Origin of the sequence: Rivihabitans pingtungensis (assembly GCF_003201855.1) — a bacterium.
Classification (GTDB): Bacteria; Pseudomonadota; Gammaproteobacteria; order Burkholderiales; family Aquaspirillaceae; genus Rivihabitans; species Rivihabitans pingtungensis.
Map to the genome: position 1 here is coordinate 237,025 of NZ_QJKI01000001.1, position 19,561 is coordinate 256,585.

At 61.8% G+C, this 19,561-nt stretch carries 19 protein-coding genes; 7 read left to right on the forward strand and 12 right to left on the reverse strand.

What is annotated here, in order from left to right:
* Entirely contained in the window at positions 1 to 1,086 is a 1,086-nt protein-coding gene (lptF, locus tag DFR34_RS01055) for an LPS export ABC transporter permease LptF (RefSeq protein ID WP_110389291.1), read from the reverse strand.
* A 205-nt stretch (positions 1,087 to 1,291) separates the two neighbouring features.
* Between lptF and DFR34_RS01060 the strand changes: the two genes are divergently transcribed.
* The 3 genes from DFR34_RS01060 (at position 1,292) to DFR34_RS01070 (ending at position 6,236) form a co-directional block, all read left to right on the forward strand.
* Entirely contained in the window at positions 1,292 to 2,860 is a 1,569-nt protein-coding gene (locus DFR34_RS01060; protein WP_110389292.1) for a leucyl aminopeptidase, read from the forward strand.
* Positions 2,844 to 3,272, forward strand: a complete 429-nt coding sequence (locus DFR34_RS01065) for a DNA polymerase III subunit chi (RefSeq protein WP_110389293.1) — start codon at positions 2,844 to 2,846, stop codon at positions 3,270 to 3,272. Before DFR34_RS01060 ends, DFR34_RS01065 begins: the two co-directional genes overlap by 17 nt.
* Positions 3,273 to 3,419: 147 nt before the next feature.
* The gene (locus DFR34_RS01070) at positions 3,420 to 6,236 is read left to right on the forward strand and encodes a valine--tRNA ligase (protein WP_110389294.1); all 2,817 of its coding nucleotides are present in this window, start codon (positions 3,420 to 3,422) and stop codon (positions 6,234 to 6,236) included.
* Positions 6,237 to 6,448: 212 nt separating this feature from the next.
* Here DFR34_RS01070 and DFR34_RS16700 read toward each other — a convergent pair whose 3' ends face one another.
* Positions 6,449 to 7,210, reverse strand: coding sequence for a hypothetical protein (locus DFR34_RS16700; protein WP_146215022.1), 762 nt, complete (start codon positions 7,208 to 7,210; stop codon positions 6,449 to 6,451).
* Positions 7,211 to 7,549: 339 nt separating this feature from the next.
* Here DFR34_RS16700 and DFR34_RS01075 point away from each other — a divergent pair, with 339 nt between their 5' ends.
* Positions 7,550 to 7,828: a virulence factor gene (locus tag DFR34_RS01075; RefSeq protein WP_110389295.1), complete on the forward strand. Its 279-nt coding sequence runs from the start codon at positions 7,550 to 7,552 to the stop codon at positions 7,826 to 7,828.
* Positions 7,829 to 8,060: 232 nt separating this feature from the next.
* Here DFR34_RS01075 and DFR34_RS01080 read toward each other — a convergent pair whose 3' ends face one another.
* Complete coding sequence (locus tag DFR34_RS01080) at positions 8,061 to 8,927, reverse strand: hypothetical protein (RefSeq protein ID WP_110389296.1); 867 nt, start codon at positions 8,925 to 8,927, stop codon at positions 8,061 to 8,063.
* 211 nt (positions 8,928 to 9,138) lie between these two features.
* Between DFR34_RS01080 and DFR34_RS01085 the strand changes: the two genes are divergently transcribed.
* Both DFR34_RS01085 and DFR34_RS01090 read left to right on the forward strand, forming a co-directional pair.
* Positions 9,139 to 9,996 carry an EamA family transporter gene (locus DFR34_RS01085; RefSeq protein WP_110389297.1) on the forward strand — a complete coding sequence of 286 codons (858 nt, stop codon included), beginning with the start codon at positions 9,139 to 9,141 and terminating at the stop codon, positions 9,994 to 9,996.
* Between the two features lie 12 nt (positions 9,997 to 10,008).
* Positions 10,009 to 10,896: a cobalamin-binding protein gene (locus tag DFR34_RS01090; protein WP_110389298.1), complete on the forward strand. Its 888-nt coding sequence runs from the start codon at positions 10,009 to 10,011 to the stop codon at positions 10,894 to 10,896.
* Positions 10,897 to 10,930: 34 nt separating this feature from the next.
* On the opposite strand, the gene corA is transcribed toward DFR34_RS01090, so the two are convergent.
* From corA to DFR34_RS01135, 9 genes are all read right to left on the reverse strand, one after another.
* Complete coding sequence (gene corA / locus DFR34_RS01095) at positions 10,931 to 12,001, reverse strand: magnesium/cobalt transporter CorA (protein WP_110389299.1); 1,071 nt, start codon at positions 11,999 to 12,001, stop codon at positions 10,931 to 10,933.
* Positions 11,998 to 13,491: an exopolyphosphatase gene (ppx, locus tag DFR34_RS01100; protein ID WP_245906779.1), complete on the reverse strand. Its 1,494-nt coding sequence runs from the start codon at positions 13,489 to 13,491 to the stop codon at positions 11,998 to 12,000. Before ppx ends, corA begins: the two co-directional genes overlap by 4 nt.
* A 441-nt stretch (positions 13,492 to 13,932) precedes the next feature.
* Positions 13,933 to 14,631, reverse strand: a complete 699-nt coding sequence (gene phoU, locus DFR34_RS01105) for a phosphate signaling complex protein PhoU (protein WP_110389301.1) — start codon at positions 14,629 to 14,631, stop codon at positions 13,933 to 13,935.
* A 147-nt stretch (positions 14,632 to 14,778) separates the two neighbouring features.
* Positions 14,779 to 15,444, reverse strand: coding sequence for a ribose-5-phosphate isomerase RpiA (rpiA, locus tag DFR34_RS01110; protein ID WP_110389302.1), 666 nt, complete (start codon positions 15,442 to 15,444; stop codon positions 14,779 to 14,781).
* Between the two features lie 57 nt (positions 15,445 to 15,501).
* Positions 15,502 to 15,978, reverse strand: a complete 477-nt coding sequence (ispF, locus tag DFR34_RS01115; RefSeq protein WP_110389303.1) for a 2-C-methyl-D-erythritol 2,4-cyclodiphosphate synthase — start codon at positions 15,976 to 15,978, stop codon at positions 15,502 to 15,504.
* Between the two features lie 24 nt (positions 15,979 to 16,002).
* Positions 16,003 to 16,704 (reverse strand): 2-C-methyl-D-erythritol 4-phosphate cytidylyltransferase, encoded by a 702-nt coding sequence (gene ispD, locus DFR34_RS01120; protein ID WP_110389304.1) that lies wholly within the window; start codon positions 16,702 to 16,704, stop codon positions 16,003 to 16,005.
* Complete coding sequence (dnaQ, locus tag DFR34_RS01125) at positions 16,701 to 17,414, reverse strand: DNA polymerase III subunit epsilon (RefSeq protein ID WP_110389305.1); 714 nt, start codon at positions 17,412 to 17,414, stop codon at positions 16,701 to 16,703. Before dnaQ ends, ispD begins: the two co-directional genes overlap by 4 nt.
* Positions 17,415 to 17,431: 17 nt before the next feature.
* Positions 17,432 to 17,881 (reverse strand): ribonuclease HI, encoded by a 450-nt coding sequence (gene rnhA / locus DFR34_RS01130; RefSeq protein WP_110389306.1) that lies wholly within the window; start codon positions 17,879 to 17,881, stop codon positions 17,432 to 17,434.
* The gene (locus DFR34_RS01135) at positions 17,878 to 18,636 is read right to left on the reverse strand and encodes a class I SAM-dependent methyltransferase (RefSeq protein ID WP_110389307.1); all 759 of its coding nucleotides are present in this window, start codon (positions 18,634 to 18,636) and stop codon (positions 17,878 to 17,880) included. Before DFR34_RS01135 ends, rnhA begins: the two co-directional genes overlap by 4 nt.
* Before the next feature lie 66 nt (positions 18,637 to 18,702).
* Between DFR34_RS01135 and gloB the strand changes: the two genes are divergently transcribed.
* Positions 18,703 to 19,461: a hydroxyacylglutathione hydrolase gene (gene gloB, locus DFR34_RS01140; protein ID WP_110389468.1), complete on the forward strand. Its 759-nt coding sequence runs from the start codon at positions 18,703 to 18,705 to the stop codon at positions 19,459 to 19,461.
* Positions 19,462 to 19,561 lie beyond the last annotated feature (100 nt).

Here is a 19,561-nt window from a genome sequence, read left to right on the forward strand (position 1 = left end):
TCAGCACACCCCCTTGTTGCGCCGCAGGGCGCCACTGCGCCAGGCCATCAGACCGACAAACAGGATGAACAGCGACAGGTGCAAGGGCAGCATGCCGGTCAGCCAGCCCACCTTGCCGCGCGAAATGGCTGATTCGACCACGCCCATGGTGTTGTAATAAAACATGTAAATAAACAGCGCCACCAGCAGGTTGAGGGTTTGCCCGGCACGCGGGTTGTAGTGCGACAGCGGAATGGCCAGCAAGGCCAAAATCAAGGCGCTGATCGGCACTGAGAAGCGCCAGGCCAGCTCGCCACGGCTGCCCTGATCCCCCTCAGTCATCAGCTCGACCGTGGGACGAATCTTGCTGCTGCTTTCGCTCAGCGGCTTCAAGCCCTGGTCAATGCGCACCCGGTAACGCTGAAACTCCACCACCCGGAAATCCTGGCGGCCGGCCTCGCCCTCGTAGCGGCGGCCATGCTCCAGCAGCAAAAAGCGCTCGCCATGGGTGTCGTCGGTATACAGCCGGCCCGATTGGGCAAACACCGACGACAAGCGGCCCTCGCTGTCGATCAACTGCACAAAGATATTATTGGCAGCGCCGGCCTCGCCCGAGTAATTCTCGATAAAGTACACCCGCTTGCCGCCCTGGGTTTCTTTGAACACCCCCGGCGCCAGCGCCGAGATTTCTTCGCGCTGCTTAAGGAGGTTGGCATACTGATTGCCTTTCCCCTTGGCCCACGGCGCCAGAAACAGGCTGACCACCGCCACCAGCGCCACCAGCGGCACGGCAAATTTCAGCACCGGGCTGATCCACGCGGTCGGCGACAAGCCGGAGGTTTGCCACACGGCCATTTCGCTGTCGCGATGCAGGCGGGTGAGCACAATCATGATGGAGATAAACAAGGTCAGCGACAGCACCACGCCAAACGACCCCAGCGTGGCAAAGCCCACCATGGCAAAGATGGCGTCAGAAGCCAGCTGGCCAGCGGCGGCGCGGCCAAACAGCTTGAGCACCTGGGTGGTCAGCACAATGGCGAGCAGCACGGTAAACACCGCCATCGCCACCTGAGTGAGCTCACGAATCAGGCTGCGTTGAAAAATCATGCGAAAAGCGCCTTCTTTGACTTTTTATCAGGGACAGGCCAATAATTGAAAACAATGCAAAAACGGCGGTGATGGTGAATTTTCTGCGCTTTGGCGCGGTTTTCACCAGACTTCGACGCGCCAGACGCGCGGCCGTTCCTGATGTCTGCACATATTCCCGGCCGGGCCGACCGGCCTGCAACCCTGCCAAATTTGGGAGCAAACCATGGAATTTAACATAAAAAGCGGCAGCCCTGAAAAACAGCGCGTGGCCTGCGTGATTGTCGGCGTCTACGAAGCCCGCAAACTGTCGTTTGCCGCTGACCTGCTGGATCGCATCTCCAATGGCTTCATCAGCGACGTGCTGCGTCGCGGCGATATGGAAGGCAAACTGGGCAGCACGCTGGTGCTGCATTCGGTGCCGCACACCCTGTGCGACCGGGTGATGCTGGTCGGCCTGGGCAAAGAGCGCGATTTCCGCGAAAAAGAATACCGCGACGCCGTGCGCGCCTCGCTGGCGGCGCTGGCGAAAACCGCCGCCGTCGAGGCAGTGAGCTACCTCACCGAACTCACCCTGAAAAAACGCGACGTCGAATGGATGATCGAAACCGCCGCCTGCCTGTCGCTGGACGCGCAGTATCGTTTTGATCAGTTCAAATCCAAAACCGACGACGCCCCGCGCAGCCTGCGCAAGCTCACCCTGTCGGTCAGCCGCCGCAGCGACCTGGCCGAAGGCGAAGTGGGCCTGGTGCGCGGCCTGGCCATTGCCAACGGCATGAAACTGGCCCGCGACCTGGGCAATCTGCCGGGCAATGTCTGCACCCCGGCCTATCTGGCCGACACCGCCCGCGCGCTGGCCGAGCGCTTTGGCTGCGAATGCACGGTGCTGGAGCAGGATGACATGGCCGAGCTGGGCATGGGCTCGCTGCTGTCGGTGGGCAAGGGCAGCATCCAGCCGCCCAAGCTGATTGTCCTCAAGCACAACGGCGGCCCGGCCGGGCAAAAGCCGGTGGTGCTGGTGGGCAAGGGCATCACCTTTGACACCGGTGGCATTTCGCTGAAACCGGGCGAAGGCATGGACGAAATGAAGTTCGACATGTGCGGCGCCGCCAGCGTGCTGGGCGCCTTCCAGGCGGCGGTGGAAATGAAGCTGCCGCTGAACGTCATCACCGTGGTGGCCGCCGCTGAAAACATGCCGTCCGGCGGCGCCTCCAAGCCGGGTGATATCGTCACCAGCCTGTCTGGCCAGACCATCGAAATCCTCAACACCGACGCCGAAGGCCGGCTGGTGCTGTGCGATGCGCTGACCTACTGCGAGCGCTTCGAGCCCGCCGCCGTGGTGGACGTGGCCACGCTGACCGGCGCGTGCATCATCGCCCTGGGCCATCAGGCCAGCGCGCTGTTCAGCAATCAGGATCACCTCAGCCGCGAGCTGCAAGCCGCCGCCGACGAAGCCGCCGACCGCGTGTGGCCGATGCCGATGTGGGAGGAATACCACGAGGTGCTGAAAAGCAACTTCGCCGACGTGGCCAATGTCGGCGGCCGCCCCGGCGGCAGCATCACCGCCGCGTGCTTTTTGTCGCGCTTCACCAAGGCTTACGACTGGGCGCACCTGGACATCGCCGGCGTGGCGTGGAAGAGCGGCAAGGAAAAAGGCGCCACCGGCCGCCCAGTGCCGCTGCTGACCCAGTTCTTGCAGGACCGCGCCGATACCGCCGCCGGCAATGTGGTGCGCCGTGGCCGCCCGCGCCGCGACGCCGCCGACACGAGCCACGACGATGACGCAGCGGATTGACTTTTATCACCATGTGCGCGACCCGCTGGCCTTTGCCTGCAAGCTGGCCGCCACGGTGATGGGCAAGGGTCAGCGCTTGCTGGTGCTGCTGGCTGACCCCGCCCAGCTGCACGCGTTTGACGAACGGCTGTGGACCTGGCAGCCCACCAGTTTTATCCCGCATTGCCGGCTGGACGAGCCCATCGCCGCCGATACCCCGGTGCTGCTGGCCACCCGGCTGCCGCCGGGGCCGGCGCCGTGCCCGGTGCTGCTGAATCTGTCGCTGGGCGTGCCGGACGAATATTCCCGCTTTGAACGCCTGCTGGAAATCGTTGGCGAAGACCCCGACTCACTCGCCCGCGCCCGCCAGGTGGCCCGTGCCTACAAGGCCGCAGGGTTAGAGACGGTATACCACGACATGACCGGCCGCTGATGCGGCCGGTTTTTTGTGCCCATCCGCCGGCCGGGCCCATTCTGCCCTTGGCCGGCTTTCTCTTCCGCCGCGCGCCCACCGCCAGCCACCCCAGCCGCCGGTGTATAATCAGCCACTTTTCTCATCAAAATTCCGCATAAGCACAACATGGAACTTGCCAAAAGCTTCGAACCGGGTGATCTGGAAAACCGTTGGTACGCGCGCTGGGAAAGCGCCGGCTATTTCAAGCCGCACATGGACCTCAGCAAACCGTCCTTTTGCATCCAGCTGCCGCCGCCCAATGTGACCGGCACCCTGCACATGGGCCACGCCTTCAACCAGACCATCATGGACGGCTTGACCCGCTACCACCGCATGAAGGGCGACAACACCAGCTGGATTCCCGGCACCGACCACGCCGGCATCGCCACCCAGATTGTGGTGGAGCGCCAGCTGGCCGAACAAGGCGTCAGCCGCCACGACCTGGGCCGCGAAGACTTCATCAGCAAGGTGTGGGAATGGAAAGCCAAATCCGGCGGCACCATCACCCAGCAAATGCGCCGCGTGGGCTGCTCGGTGGACTGGGAGCGCGAATACTTCACCATGGATGCCACCCGCGCCGAAGTGGTCACCGAAGTGTTTGTCCGCCTGTTTGAACAAGGCCTGATCTACCGAGGCAAGCGCCTGGTCAACTGGGACCCGAAACTGGGCACCGCCGTGTCTGACCTGGAAGTGATCTCGGAAGAAGAAGACGGCCATATGTGGCATATCCGCTACCCGGTGGTGGGCAGCGATGACACGGTGATTGTCGCCACCACCCGCCCGGAAACCCTGCTGGGCGACGTGGCGGTGGCGGTGAACCCCAATGACGAGCGCTATCAGCACCTGGTGGGCAAGCAACTGCAACTGCCGCTGACCGGCCGCCAGATTCCGGTGATTGCCGACGAATACGTCGATGCCGCCTTTGGCACCGGCTTTGTCAAAATCACCCCGGCGCACGACTTCAACGACTATCAAGTGGGCAAGCGCCATGCCACCACGCTGATCAATGTGATGAGCCTGGAAGCCAAAATCCTGGCCAAGGCGCAGGTGTTTGGCTTTGACGGCAGCGTGCAAGGCCAAATCGACCTGCCCGCCGCCTACGCCGGCCTGAGCACCGCCGAAGCGCGCAAGGCCATGGTGGCCGATCTGGACGCCGCCGGCCTGCTGGTGGAAGTCAAACCGCACAAACTGATGACCCCGCGCGGCGACCGCACCGGCTCGGTGATCGAACCCCTGCTGACCGACCAATGGTTTGTCGCCATGAGCAAGGTCAGCGAACAGGACCCCACCGGCAAATCCATCACCCAAAAAGCCATCGACGCGGTGGAATCCGGCCAGGTGCGCTTTATCCCGGAAAACTGGGTGAACACCTACAACCAGTGGATGAACAATATCCAGGATTGGTGCATCAGCCGCCAACTGTGGTGGGGCCACCAAATCCCCGCCTGGTACGACGAAGACGGCAAGGTGTATGTCGGCCGCAGCCTGGAAGCCGCGCAAGCGCAAGCGCCGGGCAAAACCCTGCGCCGCGACGACGACGTGCTGGACACCTGGTTCAGCTCGGCGCTGGTGCCGTTCTCCACCCTGGGCTGGCCGGAAGACACCCCGGAACTGCGCGCCTTTGTGCCCTCGCAAGTGCTGGTCACCGGCTATGAAATCATTTTCTTCTGGGTAGCCCGGATGATCATGATGACCACCCACTTCACCGGCAAAGTGCCGTTTACCGACGTCTACATCCACGGCATCGTGCGCGACCACGAAGGCAAAAAGATGTCCAAGTCCGAGGGCAATGTAATTGACCCGGTGGACCTGATCGACGGCATCGCCCTGCCCGAGCTGGTGCAAAAGCGCACCACCGGCCTGCGCCGCCCGGAAAAAGCCCCGCAAATCGCCAAAGCCACCGAAAAGCTCTTCCCGGATGGCATCCCGCCGTTTGGCGCCGACGCGCTGCGCTTTACCATGGCCAGCTACGCCAGCCTGGGCCGCTCGGTCAACTTTGACTTCAAGCGCTGCGAAGGCTACCGCAACTTCTGCAACAAGCTGTGGAACGCCACCCGCTTTGTGATGATGAACGTGGAAGGCAAAGACTGCGGCCAGGACGAAACCCTGCCTTTGGAATACAGCTTTGTGGACCAATGGATCATCGGCCGCCTACAACAATGCGAAACCAGCGTCACCACCGCGCTGGACAGCTACCGCTTTGACCTGGCCGCCCAGGACATCTACGAATTCATCTGGAACGAATACTGCGATTGGTACGTCGAGCTGGCCAAGGTGCAGCTGCAAACCGGCAACGATGCCCAACAACGCGCCACCCGCCGCACCCTGGTGCGCGTGCTGGAAGTCGCCCTGCGCCTGACCCACCCGATCATGCCCTTCATCACCGAAGAGCTGTGGCAAACCGTCGCCCCGCTGGCCAACGCCAACAAAACCGACTCGCTGATGCTGGCCCCGTGGCCGGTGGCCGCCCCGGAAAAGATCAACGCCCAGGCCAACGCCCGCATGGCCGCCTTCAAGGACATGGTCAACGCCGTGCGCAACCTGCGCGGCGAAATGGCCATCGGCCCGGCAGTGAAAGCCCCGCTGTTTATCGAAACCCAGGACGCCAGCCTGGCCGACTACATCCCCTACCTGAAACTGCTCTGCCGCCTGTCCGAAGGCAGCCTGCTGGCGCAACTGCCCGAAGACGACGCCCCCGTCGCCATGGCCGGCAACGCCCGCCTGATGCTCAAGGTGGAAATCGACAAAGCCGCAGAAACCGCCCGCCTGACCAAGGAAATCGGCAAGCTGGAAATTGAGCTGGGCAAGCTGACCGCCAAGCTGGAAAAACCGGGGTATGTGGATAAGGCCCCGGCGCATCTGGTGGAGCGCGACAAGGCGCAGCTGGCGGAGTTTGGGGATAAGCTGGTGAAGTTGAAGGGGCAGTTGGCCAAGTTGGGGTAAAGCCTAAAGATAAGCAGAAAAATTGTCATTTCCGCGAAAGCGGGAATCCAGTAGTTTTAATTTTGCTGGATTTTGCTTTTGACCAAGATGATTTTCTGAGCAAATCGGCACCCCCAACTGATTATGAACAAAGCCCTGACTGAGTGAGCACTCAGTCAGGGCTTTTTATACAGTACGCATGGATTGTGGTTTATTCTTAATTTGGAGCCGGGCTAATTTTTAGAAAATTTCATCTCGACTTGTATCTCACACGAAAAAAGCTGATCTTGAGCCTGCCTCCATAAGCTATCTAATTCTTGATATAGCTCATCTCTTGTTTCTCGGTATTTGCTCGTTGTTTCATTTATTGGTTTTATTTGCATGCTTGGAGGCATGCACGACGGCCCTAGATCATATGGAGTGGTCTGGCCGTGCAACATGCTCTCAATTTTATTGTAAAGTTTAGTTGCCTTTTCATGAAATTCATGTCCAAAAACATAAGTTTTTGAGAAGGCTTGGTATCTATGTGCGCTTATCTCTTCAAAGTCTTTCAGTGTAACATCTGCATTGCTTCCTTTTAAGCGGTTGAGTATGTGATGAGTTTTTCCAATGAGCCTAATAATTTCCAATCTTTCTGGTATAACCTGCATATCAATTGCGTTAATTGCAATTTGGTTGGCTAATTTCGCGGCTTCTTTGGCCGCTTCTGTTGCTTCACTGCTCTGCCGTGCAGCAAAATACGCCTTCCAAGTTGCAATTGCAGACAGCGCGGCAATCAAAATTTCAAGTACATCAACGCTAAAAAAATGGGATTTAATGAGGTTAATTACAGTAGTGGGTTTTTCTCCAACCGACAGAAAAATAACCCACCCATATTCGCTACTTGCGTTCGGGTATGAGTAGAAATCTAAAGAAATTACTGCGCACATTAAAAATATAATTGCCATGCCTGCAATTAAAAATCCGGTGCGATGTTTTTTGTAAAGCTCTCTCATGAATGCCTTTGTTTACTGAACATTTCAAACCGCCATATAAAAAGATGAGACACGCGAATAACACATGGCACCATCTCATGCTTATGAGATATTACACGAACTCGCCCCCCTACTCAATAGGAGAAAATTGATTTATTGGAAAACCATGCCCACCAAAAGCAAAATGCAGCAAAAGCAAGCACCTACCCCTTTGCATGGAAGTAACTTTTTTTAGTGCTTCGATAGACTGCTATGTATTGTTTCGCTTGGTAGCAGATTACTTGAAGTCGCTGTTACGTAACATACGTCAAGACGACCCCATCCAGCATACCCACAGAACCACGCACCAAAGAGAAACTCATGCACGCCATCATATTTGACCTAGACACCACCGACACCGAACACCACCACCCCAAAGGCGTTGCCCAAGCCTATACCGAAATAGGCGCGATTCTGGCGGAGTTCGGTTTTCGCCGGGTGCAGGGCAGTTTGTATGTCACCGACAGCGAAGACATGGCGCAGTTGTTTCTGGCCATTCAGGCCTTGCGTGCTCGCGCCTGGTTTCCCAAATCGGTGCGCGATATTCGCGCCTTCCGCATTGAGCAGTGGTCGGATTTTACCGCCGTGGTAAAGGCCTGATTTTGCCAGGCTTGGCCAGCCAAGCACCCATAAAAAAATAGCTGAGTTCACATCAGCATGGGACAGAATGTCCAGAACACCCGCCACGCCCGGCGGGTGGCTCAGTGCGATAGCGCGACCGATTGAACCTGGCCACCCAGGGCATCTGGCAACTCATGCGAAACGAATACGGCGACCGCTCCTTGCACGGGCCAAGAGACAGCGGCAAACCGGTAGCGATGCCCAACAACCATCAGTCAGCCGTCACACTGCCCGCACTGATACTGACATTCCCCGGATTGCTGGCCGGGCTAACGGCGGCGACTTGAATATTGAGCGAGGTATCGCCGCTGCCGGCGCTGCTCTGTGTGGCGCCACCGCTCAGGTTATTCAGCATCTTGCCGATGTCGCCCAGGGCTTTTTCAGCCTGGCGCACCACGCTATCGCTCTGCCGGCGCAGTTTGCGCTTGAGCATCTCCAGGGTGCGTTTGATGTCGCTGGCCAGTTCTTTGGCTTCACGCACAAAGTCCTGCTTTTCTTTATTGCTGGCGCCTTGGCCACTCTGGCCGCTGGCGGTGGCTGTCTGGGCGTTGGTCTGGTGCTTGCCGGTTTCCGTACTGTTGGCATCGGTGCTGTCAGGTGTGCTGCCGGCGGAGGCGGTTTGCGGGTTGGCTTGCTGAGCGGTGTTGTCTGGGCTGATGGCCGCGTTGGCGGATTTCGGGGCGCTGGTTTGCCCGCTGCCGCTGGCATCGGAAAAATTCTTCACCGCGGCTTTCAGTTCGTTGGCAATCTGCCCCAGTTGGCGCGCCAGTGCCTTGCGTTGTGCCGGGCTGGCGCCGGCCATCATGGATTTCAGCAGTTTCATGCGTTTTTTCAGCTCGGCCACTTTTTCGTTGGCGCGCTGACGGGCGCTGGCAGCGTCATTGCTGCTCAGCTGGCCAAAGCGGTCATAAATGCTTGGGCCGCTGTCACGGCCGCCCAATTGCACTTTGGTGTCTGGCGTACTGGTCGATGCGGTCTTGGCTTCGCTGACGGTGGCTACTTGGGCCACGGGACGGTTAAGCGGGTTCAAGTTGGCAAAGCGGCTGCGCAAGGAGTCGGTCAGGCTGGACAGGTTCATGGCTGGCTTTCGTTGAGCGTCAGGTTTTGTTATCGTCTGTCATTGGCGCAGGTTAAGCGCGCCATCGACCAAACTTCTGGCATGAATGCGCATTTCAGCCATCTGGCGCGATAAACCACGCCAGAAATGTGAATTCACGCAATAAATTTATCTCTTGCGGCTGGCACGACATACCGGCAGCCCTGCTGATTGCTTACCCCGAACGCTGCACATGAATCCTCCCACGCATCTTCCGATTATGGCGGCATTTGCCGCGCTGATTTCCGTACAGACTGGCGCCGCCTTTGCCAAGTCGCTGTTTCCGCTGGTGGGCGCCGAGGGCGTGGCGGCCTTGCGCCTGGGCCTGTCGGCGCTGTGGCTGTCGTTGTGGTTCCGGCCGTGGCGCTTGTGGCGGGCGCGGCCGGACTGGCTGGCGCTGCTGGGCTACGGCATCATGCTGGGCTTGATGAATCTGCTGATTTATCGGGCGTTTGTGTATATTCACGTCAGCCTGGCCGTGTCGATTGAGGTGATTGGCCCGCTGGCGGTGGCCTTGCTGAATTCGCGTCAGCGCAGGGATGTGCTGTGGGTGGGTTTGGCGCTGCTGGGCCTGGCCTTGCTGCCGTTTGGCCAGTTGGGCAGCGGGCTGGATGTTCGGGGCGTGGCGTATGCGCTGGCGGCGGCCTTGTGCTGGGCGCTGTATGTGGTGTTTGGTGCGCGCGCCGCCAGCGGCGGCGGCCAGGCCGTGGCCACCGGCATGCTGGTGGCGGCGCTGTTTGCCGTGCCGCTGGGCGTGGCGCAATCTGGCGCACAGCTGCTGACCCCCTACGCGCTGGCCATTGGCCTGGTGGTGGCGGTGTTGTCCAGCATGTTGCCGTTTTTGCTGGATATGTACGCCATGCGCTGGCTGCCAGCGCGGGTGTTTGGCGTGTTGCTCAGTGCGTCGCCGGCGATGAGCGCACTGGCGGGCTGGTGGGTGCTGGGCGAAACGCTGGGCCCGCTGCAAATTCTGGGGGTGAGCGCCATCATGCTGGCCTGCGCCGGCAGCGCGCTGTTTGCCCGGCCGGCGAGTACCGGCGATCAATCATGAACAAGGATGCACATGGTGTTGAAGTATTGTAAGCAGCTGGGGGTGGGCCTGGTGTTGTCGGCGCTGGCGGCCACCGCCGGGGCTCAGGTGCAGGTGCGCGACGATGCCGGGCAGATGGTGACGCTCAACGCGCCGGCACGCCGGGTGATCAGCCTGGCGCCGCATGTCACCGAGCTGATTTACGCAGCCGGTGGCGGTGCGCGGCTGGTGGGAGTGGTCAGCCACAGTGATTACCCCGAGGCGGCCAAGCAGGTGCCGCGCGTGGGGGACAATCGCCAGGTGGATATCGAGCGGGTGCTGGCCTTGAAGCCGGATTTGCTGGTGGTGTGGCTGCACGGCAACGCCGAGCGCCAGCTGGAGCCTTTGCGCCGGCTGGGTGTGCCGCTGTTTTACAGCGAGCCGACCAAGCTGGAGGCTATTCCGGAGACTTTGCTGAAGCTGGGCACGCTGATGGGCAGCGAGCTGCAGGCGCAGGCGGCGGCCGGGCAGTTTCGCCAGCGGCTGGCGGGCTTGCGCCAGCACTATGCCCAGGCGCGGCCGCTGCGGGTGTTTTATCAGGTGTGGGATCAGCCCTTGTATACGCTGAATGGTCAGCATATGGTCAGCGATGTGCTGCGGCTGTGCGGTGGGGTGAATATCTTTGCCGATTTGCCGGTGACAGCGCCGACGGTGACACAAGAGGCGGTGATTGCGGCCGATCCCGACGTGATTCTGGCGGGCGAGATGAGCGGGCGCGGCGCGGTGGACAACTGGAAGCGCTTTCCGCGGATGCGCGCGGTGCGCCAGCAGCAGCTCTACACGCTGAATGGCGATTTGCTGCATCGCCCGGGGCCGCGCATTCTGGATGGCGCCAGCCAGGTGTGCCAGCGGCTGGCGCAGGCCCGGGCGCAGCGGCCGTAGCCGCTCGTGGCCTTGCGCAAAAACGCTCAGCGGCTCACCACCAGCGCCAGCGCTTGAACAGATAGCCCATGCCGGCGGCAATCGCCGCCATCACGCCCAGCACAATAAAATAGCCCCACTTCCAGTGCAGCTCGGGCATGTATTCAAAGTTCATGCCGTAGATGCTGGAAATCAGCGTCAGCGGCATGAACAGCGTGGCGATCACCGTCAAAAAACGCATCTGCCGGTTCATCTGGTTGGATTGGGTGGAGATATACAAATCCACCATGCCGGCGATCAGGTCGCGCTGCATGTCCACGGTTTCCAGCAGGTGCACCAGATGGTCGTAGACATCGCGCAGATACACGCGGGTTTCGTCGTCCAGCAGCGCAGAATCGCCATGCTGCAAGGTCATCACCGCCTCGCGCAGCGGCCATAGCGCGCGGCGCAGCGACAGCAGGGCCATTTTCAGGGTGTGGATGCGCGCCAGCGTGCCGCCGTCCGCCTGGCCGGCCAGCAAGCGGGTGTCTAATTCTTCTACGGTGTCGCCCAGCTGATCCAGGGTGACAAAATACTGATCGACAATCACGTCCAGCAGGCTGTAGGCCAGATAACCCGCCCCCAGTCGGCGGCCCTGGCCAATGCCGTTTTTCAGCCGCTCGCGCAGCGGCTGAAAGCGCCCGGCCGGGCGCTCTTGAAAGGTCAGCACCACATTGCGGCCCAGCACCATGCTGATTTGTTCTTCGCTCAGCGTGCGGCTGGCCGGGTGGTAGTCAAACACATGGGTGACGATAAAAATATAGTCGCCGTAGTCTTCGATCTTGGGCCGCTGATGGGTGTTGAGCACGTCTTCCATCACCAGCGGGTGCAACTGAAAGCGCCGGCCGATTTCCGCCATCATCGCCACATCTTGCAGGCCGTAGACGTTCAGCCACAGCGTGCCGTCGCCTGGCTGGTGGGTGCGGCTGGCGGCCAGGCTGGCAAAGGTGGTTTCCTGGTAGTGCTCGGGGCTGAATTCAATCAGCAGAATGCGCGGTTCGGCGGTTTTGGTTTCGCCAATATGCACCAGTTCGCCCGGCGCGTGGCCTGCATGGCGGCTCAGCCGGGCGGATGGGTGGCGGCTCATGCCTGACGGACGTGAAAGCTCAGGCCAGTGGCGCGCCAGGGGGCTTCTTCCTGCTTCAGCGCCCCGGCGGTCAGCGGCGTGCTGGCCAGCCAGCCGCCGTCCACAGTCAGGGTAAAGCCGCGCGGTGCGGTACTCAGTTGCAGGGGGGTCGGCAACTCCACCGGCCGCCGGCTGCGGCTGAACAACACCGCCAGGCGCAGGGCCAGCACCGCCGGCCAGTAGGCCGGCTGCTCGTTCAGCAGCGCCACCATCTTGCTCAACGAGCCCTTGTGCGCCAGGATCAGATGGGCGATCTGACGTTGCTCGCGGCGCGAGAAGCCCGGCATATCCGCCTGTTCGACGATATAGGCCGAATGCTTGTGGTAGCTGGAATGCGAAATCATCAGGCCGATTTCATGCAGCTTGGCCGCCCATTCCAGCTGACGCGGGATTTCCGGGTGCTGCATCGCCTCGCTGCCGGCCAACTGGGCGTAAAACTGCCGCGCCAGCCCGGCCACCCGCTCGGTCTGGCCGGTGTCCACGTGATAGCGGCGCTTGAACTGGGTGACGGTGACGTCGCGCAAATCCTTGTGATACTGGCGGCCAAGCAAATCGTACAGCACGCCATCGCGCAGCGCGCCCAGGGTGACGGTCATCTGCTCGATGCCCAGCTCTTCAAAAATCGCCAGCATGATGGCCAGCCCGCCCGGCAGCACTGGCGCGCGGTCGGCGCGCAGGCCATTCAGGTTCACCGCCTCCATGCTGCCGCAGCGCAACAGCTCGGTTTTCAGCCGCTCCATGCCGGCGCGGGTGATGCCATCCACGCTGTAGTCGTTCAGCTCCAGGATGTCGCGCAAAGAGCGCGCCGTGCCCGAGGTGCCCACCGCCAGTTGCCATTGATCGGGAGTGTAATCATGGGTGATGCGCTGGATTTCATTGCGCGCCGCCACTTCGGCATTCTTGAAATTGGCCTTGCTCAGCTTGCCATCGGGAAAATACCGCAGGCTGTAGGTGACGCAACCCAGGCCCAGGCTTTCGGTTTTTTGCGCCTTCATGCCGCTGCCGATGATGAACTCGGTCGAGCCGCCGCCGATATCCACCACCAGGCGTTTTTCTTTGCCGGCCGGCAGGCTGTGTGCGGCGCCGACATAAATCAGCCGGGCTTCTTCGCGCCCGGCGATGATTTCAATCGGAAACCCCAGACGCGCCTCTGCTTCGCGGATGAAGGCGGCGGAGTTTTTTGCCACCCGCAGGGTGTTGGTGCCCACCACCCGTACCTGGTCGGGGCGGAAGTGGCGCAAACGGTCGCCAAACCGCGCCAGGCAGGTCAGCGCGCGCTCTTGGGTGGCGTCGTCCAGAAAATTGTCAGCAGTCAGGCCAGCGCCCAGGCGCACGGTGTCTTTGAGGGTGTCGAGCGGAAAAAACTGCTCGCCATCGACGCGGACGATTTGCAGACGAAAGCTATTGGAGCCGAGATCAACGGCGGCAAGGGTTTCAAACGAGGAAGGCACCAGAAAACCTCGGGACAGGATGGGTAAGAGTCAGTTGGGCGATATGATAGCGGGAAAGGGGCGCAGATCAAACAGGCTTGGCTTCGGCTGGCGTAAGTCGAACTGCGCTTGCGCGCAGAGCCTGATTGAGGGCGGGGTTTCACCCCGCACCCGACCCTATTTCTTTGTCTCGCCAAAGAAATAGGAGAAAGAAAGGCGACCCGGGCGTCGCGGTCAGCCCTGCGGGCTGACTCCCCTGCGCTTCTCGGAATCCGGGGCCGCCACGGAATGGCGCGTCGGCTGCGCCGCCGCTTAGCCGTGACGGATGGGGGTCCCCCGGCCTCCTGCGATGCTCGGCGCGCCACACGGGGAGGCAAAGCGGCTAAGCGCCACGGGTCGGCTAGCTTGATCTTAAGAGCCGCATGCCCTGTCCGCTACGCGCAAGGCCATGCAGACCAATAATTACAGCTCAATCCGCTCAACATCTTCCAGCGCGGTGTGGCGAATATCCTTGCCTTTGACCAGATACACCACATACTCGGAAATATTCTTGGCGTGGTCGCCAATCCGTTCAATCGCCTTGCACATGAAAATCGTGTCAATCGACATCGAAATCGCGCGCGGGTCTTCCATCATGAAGGTTACCAACTGACGGAAGTTGGCGTCGAATTCTTCATCCAGCTTGCGGTCCTGACGGGCCACGTCCAGCGCGCCGGCCACGTCCAGGCGGGCAAAGGCGTCCAGCGCGCGGCGCAGCATGGCCAGCGCCACTTCGGCCATTTTCTGGATTTCACGAAAGCGCGGCATGTGCACGCGGTCGGCCAGCAGAATGGTCTTGCCCATGCGCGCCACTTTTTGCGCCTCGTCGCCGATGCGCTCCAGGTCGGTGATGGTCTTGATCACGGTGATGACCATGCGCAGATCGCTGGCGGCCGGTTGGCGGCGGGCGATGATGTGCTGACATTCTTCGTCCAGGCTGACTTCCATGGCGTTGACCAGCGCGTCTTCGGCAATCACCTTGTCCAGCTTGGCGATGTCCGACGACATCAGGCCGTCGATCGCCCCGACGATTTGCGCCTCGACCAGGCCTCCCATCTGCAACACGCGGGTGCGGATGGTTTCAAGCTCCAGATCAAACTGCTTGGAAATATGCTCTGCCATGGTGAATTCCTGGGATTGAGGTTCGGTGAATGTGCAATTGTTGCGAGGCAAGATGAATATTTAATGACATCCATGCAAATAACGGGCCGACAGGCGCCGCCGCAGGCTGTTTTGGCGCGGCGGCGGCCGGTTTGGCCCGGTTTTTGGTCAGCGGATCACTTTGACGCCGTCGTCAGCACCCAGCAGCAGCACGTGGGCGTGCTGACGGGCAAAGATGCCGCAGCACACCACACCGGCGATTTGGTTGATGGCGGTTTCCATCTCCAGCGGCTTGAGGATGTCCAGATCGTGCACGTCCAGGATCAGGTTGCCGTTGTCGGTGGTGAAGCCCTGGCGCAGTTCCGGGTGGCCGCCCAGGTGCACCAGCTCGCGCGCCACCACCGAGCGCGCCATTGGAATGACTTCCACCGCCACCGGAAAAGCGCCCAGCTTGCTGACGTATTTGGCTTCGTCGGCAATGCAGATGAATTCGCGCGCGGCCGAGGCGACGATTTTTTCGCGGGTCAGCGCGCCGCCGCCGCCCTTGATCATGTGCAGCGAGTGGTTCACCTCGTCGGCGCCGTCGATATACACCTGCAACTCGCCAACGCTGGAGAGCTCGTACACCGGGATGCCGTGGGCTTTCAGTCGGGCGGTGGAGGCGTCCGAGCTGGACACGCAGCCGTCGATGCGCGCTTTGATACGGGCCAGTTCGTCGATAAAGAAATTCACCGTCGAGCCGGTGCCCACGCCGATGATGCTGTCGTCGGGCACAAAATCAATGGCCTTGCGCGCCACGGCGCGTTTTTTGTCGTCTTGGGTCAGGGTGCTCATGGGGGTCTCGCTATGGAAATCCAGTATTGGCCGGCATTATCCCATATTCGCCGGGGTTCAGGCCCGTTCGATCAGGCACACCGCCTGGGCGGCAATGCCTTCTTCGCGGCCCATCGGGCCGAGTTTTTCGCTGGTTTTTGCCTTGACGTTCACTTCGTCCATTTTCAGGCGCAGGTCGGTGGCGATATTGGCGCGCATGGCGGCGATATGGCCGGCCAGTTTCGGGCGCTGGGCAATCACCGTGCTGTCCACATTCACCACTTTCCAGCCGCGCTCACGCAGGCGGGCGGCGGTTTCCCGCAGCAGAATGCGGCTGTCCACGCCATGAAACGCCGGGTCGGTATCCGGAAAATGGCTGCCGATATCGCCCAGGCCGGCCGCGCCCAGCAGGGCGTCGGTGATGGCGTGCAAGAGCGCGTCGGCGTCAGAGTGGCCCAGCAAGCCCTTGTCGTGCGGGATGGTCACCCCGCCCAGAATCAGGGGACGCCCTTCCACCAGTTTGTGAATGTCCCAACCTTGTCCAATGCGGATCATCTTGCCTGTTTCCTGTGTGTTCGCTCAATTCTGGCCCGCGCTCAGCAAGGCGGCGGCCAGCCGGATATCCTGAGCATAGGTCACTTTGAAGTTGCTGGCGTCGCCGCGCACCAGGCGGGGGCAAAGGCCCAGGCGCTCGATGGCGGATGCCTCGTCGGTGATGTCGGCGCTGCTGCTGATTGCCAGCGCCTGCGACAGCAGGCCGTGGCGGAACATCTGCGGGGTTTGCGCTTGCCACAGGCCGTCGCGGGGCACGGTGACGGCCACGCGGCTGTCCTTGTCCTGGCGTTTGAGGGTGTCGGCCACCGGCAGCGCCAACAGCCCGCCGCAGGGGTCGGTGTCCAGCTCGTCGATCAGCCGGGCCAGCGCTTCGGCCGGCAGGCAGCAGCGCGCGGCGTCGTGCACCAGCACCCAGTCGTCGGGCTGGGCGTCCAGCGCGGCCAGGCCGTTGCGCACGCTCTCGGCGCGGGTGGCGCCGCCCTGGCGCAGCACGCGCAGCTTGGATTGCGCCCAGGCCTGTTGCGCAAAGCCAAATGGCTCGAACCAGTCGTCGTCCGGGCTGATCACCACCCACACTTGATCAATGCGCGGTTCGGCACACAGCACGGCCAGGGTGTGCGCCAATAGCGGCTGGCCGGCCAGCAGGGTGTATTGCTTGGGGGTGGCCTGGCCAAAACGGCTGCCGCTGCCGGCGGCCGGCACCACCGCCAGGCGGCGCGCGCTCATGCCGCCTCCGGCGGCGTTTGCCGCCACAGGCAGGGGCCTTTCATGGCTTTGTCCAGCTCGTCCAGATAGCCTTCGTGGGCGGCCAGTTCTTCGGCGCTGGCGGCTTGCACCCGTGGGCGCGGGCCGTCGGCCAGGCGCATGCTCGGGCCGCCGCGCTCGCTGCTGAGCGGCTCGATGTCCATCAGCAGGCTTTCCTGGCCTCGGGTCATGGCCAGGTACACCTCGCCCAGCAGCTCGCAGTCAATCAGCGCGCCGTGAAACACCCGGTTGGAGCGGTCGACTTCAAAGCGGTCGCACAGCGCGTCCAGGTTGTTGCGCTTGCCGGGAAACTGGTCTTTGGCCATGGCCAGGGTGTCGATCACCTCGCCCACTTGTTCGCGCGCGCTGGGCAGGCCCAGGCGGGTGAATTCCATATCCAGAAAACCCATGTCAAACGGGGCGTTGTGGATGATCAGCGCAGCGCCGCGAATAAACTCGCTGATTTCCGCCGCCACGCCGGCAAAGGTGGGCTTGCCTTCCAGTTGATCCAGGGTGATGCCGTGAATGCGCGAGGCTTCTTCCGGGATGTCGCGCTCGGGGTGCACATACAGGTGCAGCGAGCGGCCAGTGAGCTTGCGCCCGACCATTTCCAGCCCGGCAAATTCCACCAGGCGGTCGCCGGTGCGCGGGTTCAGGCCGGTGGTTTCAGTATCGAGAATGATGTAACGCATACATGCCTTGCCGGGGCTCAGCGCCCGGCCAACGCGGTTTCCACGCCGCGATTGGCCAGGGCGTCGGCCCGTTCGTTGAATTCATGACCGGCGTGGCCCTTGACCCAGCGCCAGTCGATTTGGTGTTGGCCAGTGGCGGCGTCCAAAAGACGCCACAGATCGGCGTTTTTGACCGGCTCTTTGGCGGCGGTTTTCCAGCCGCGCGCCTTCCAGCCGTGAATCCACTCGCTGATGCCTTTTTGCACATATTGCGAGTCGGTGTAGAGGTGGATGGCGCAGGGGCGCTTGAGGCTGTTGAGCGCCTGGATCACCGCCAGCAGCTCCATGCGGTTGTTGGTGGTGTCCAGCTCGCCGCCCCAGAGTTCTTTTTCCTGGCCTTTGTAGCGCAGCAAGGCGCCCCAGCCGCCTGGGCCAGGGTTGCCCTTGCAGGCGCCATCGGTGTAAATCTCGACAAATTCAGTGCTCATTCAGTCTGCTTCATGGAAGGGGCTTTGGGGTTCAGAGAGGGAGACACCGCGCCGCGCTGGCCCGCCGGGCGCGCCGCCACCCCGGCCAGCGGCGCCGGGGTCAGCAGGCTCCAGCGTGGGGCCAGCAGACGCATGCCACGCACGCGCTTGACCGCCGAAATGGCGTACACGCCGCCGGCCAGCGGCCACCAGCGCGCGCCCAGGCGCTCCATAAAGCCCCAGCGCGCGCGCCAGGCTTCGCGCTCAAACGGCGGCGCGTAACACAGGTGCTGGCAGTCGGCGGGCTCCAGGCCCAGCAGCTGCATCCAGTCTTTCAGCCGGCCTGGCGCAATAAAATTGGCCCGCCAGGGCATCACATCGCGCGGTTTGCAGCGCCGCGCCAGCCCCCACAGGCTGATCGGGTTAAAGCCGGTGACCATCAGGCGGCCTTCCGGCACCAGCACCCGCTCGGCTTCGCGCAGCACCTGATGCGGATGGCTGGTAAAATCCAGCACATGCGGCAGCAGCAGCAAATCCAGGCTCTGGCTGGCAAACGGCAGCGCCGCCGGGTCGCAGGTGACGTCCACCGCGCCGCTCTCGCCAGCGCGGCAGCGCCACGGCATGCGGTTTTCCCGCAGCAGCGGCTGATCGGGCAAGCCAAACTGCACGGCGTGATAGCCAAACACATCGGCCACCGCCTGGTCGAAATACGCCTGCTCGCGCGCCAGCACATGCTGGCCCAGCGGCGTGTCCAGCCATGAGTTCAACGCCGGCATGCCAGCCCTCCCGGGGTTGTGTGCGCCAAGATCAAGATCCTGTCCGACAGAAACGGAGTTTTCATGTTGCGCGTGTCTCCCGTTCCAGCATTTGCTGACAATTATATCTGGGTTTTGCACGACTCGACGCATGCGCTGGTGGTGGACCCAGGCGACGCCGCGCCAGTTCAGGCGTTTTTGGCCGAACATCAGCTGACGCTGGCCGGCGTGTTGATCACCCATGGCCATATTGATCACATTGGCGGCGTATCGGCATTGCGCGCCGACTGGCCCGAGGCGCCAGTGTATGGCCCGGCCGATGTGGCCTGTGTCACCCAGCCGGTGGGCGAAGGCGAATCCGCCAGCCTGCCCGGCCATGGCGAAGCGCTGACGGTGTGGGCCACGCCCGGCCACACCGCCAATCACCTCAGCTATCTGCTGCCCGGCGCGGTGTTTTGCGGCGATACGCTCTTTGCCTGCGGCTGTGGTCGGGTATTTGACGGCACGCCAACGCAGCTGCACGCCTCCTTGCAACGCCTGGCCGCCCTGCCCGACGACACCCAGGTGTATTGCACGCATGAATACACCCTGGCCAACCAGCGCTTTGCCCGCCATCTGGAACCGGACAACGCCGTCTTGCTGGCGCGCTGCGCCGCCGACGAAGCCCTGCGCGCGCAAGGCCTGCCCACCGTGCCGACCACTATCGGCCTGGAGCGGCAAACCAATCCGTTTTTGCGGGTGAATCAGCCAGCAGTGCGCGCCGCGCTGGCTGCGGAACTGGGCGAAGCGCCCGCCGATGCGCTGGCGGCGTTCACCGCCTTGCGTGAATGGAAAAACCGCTTTTGAATGCAAATGGAATGCGCAACTCAGGCCAGCGCGGCACAGGCGGCAAATTTTGCCGGCAATGCGCAAAATGATTGATTTTTATGGGTTGACAGCCTCGCCA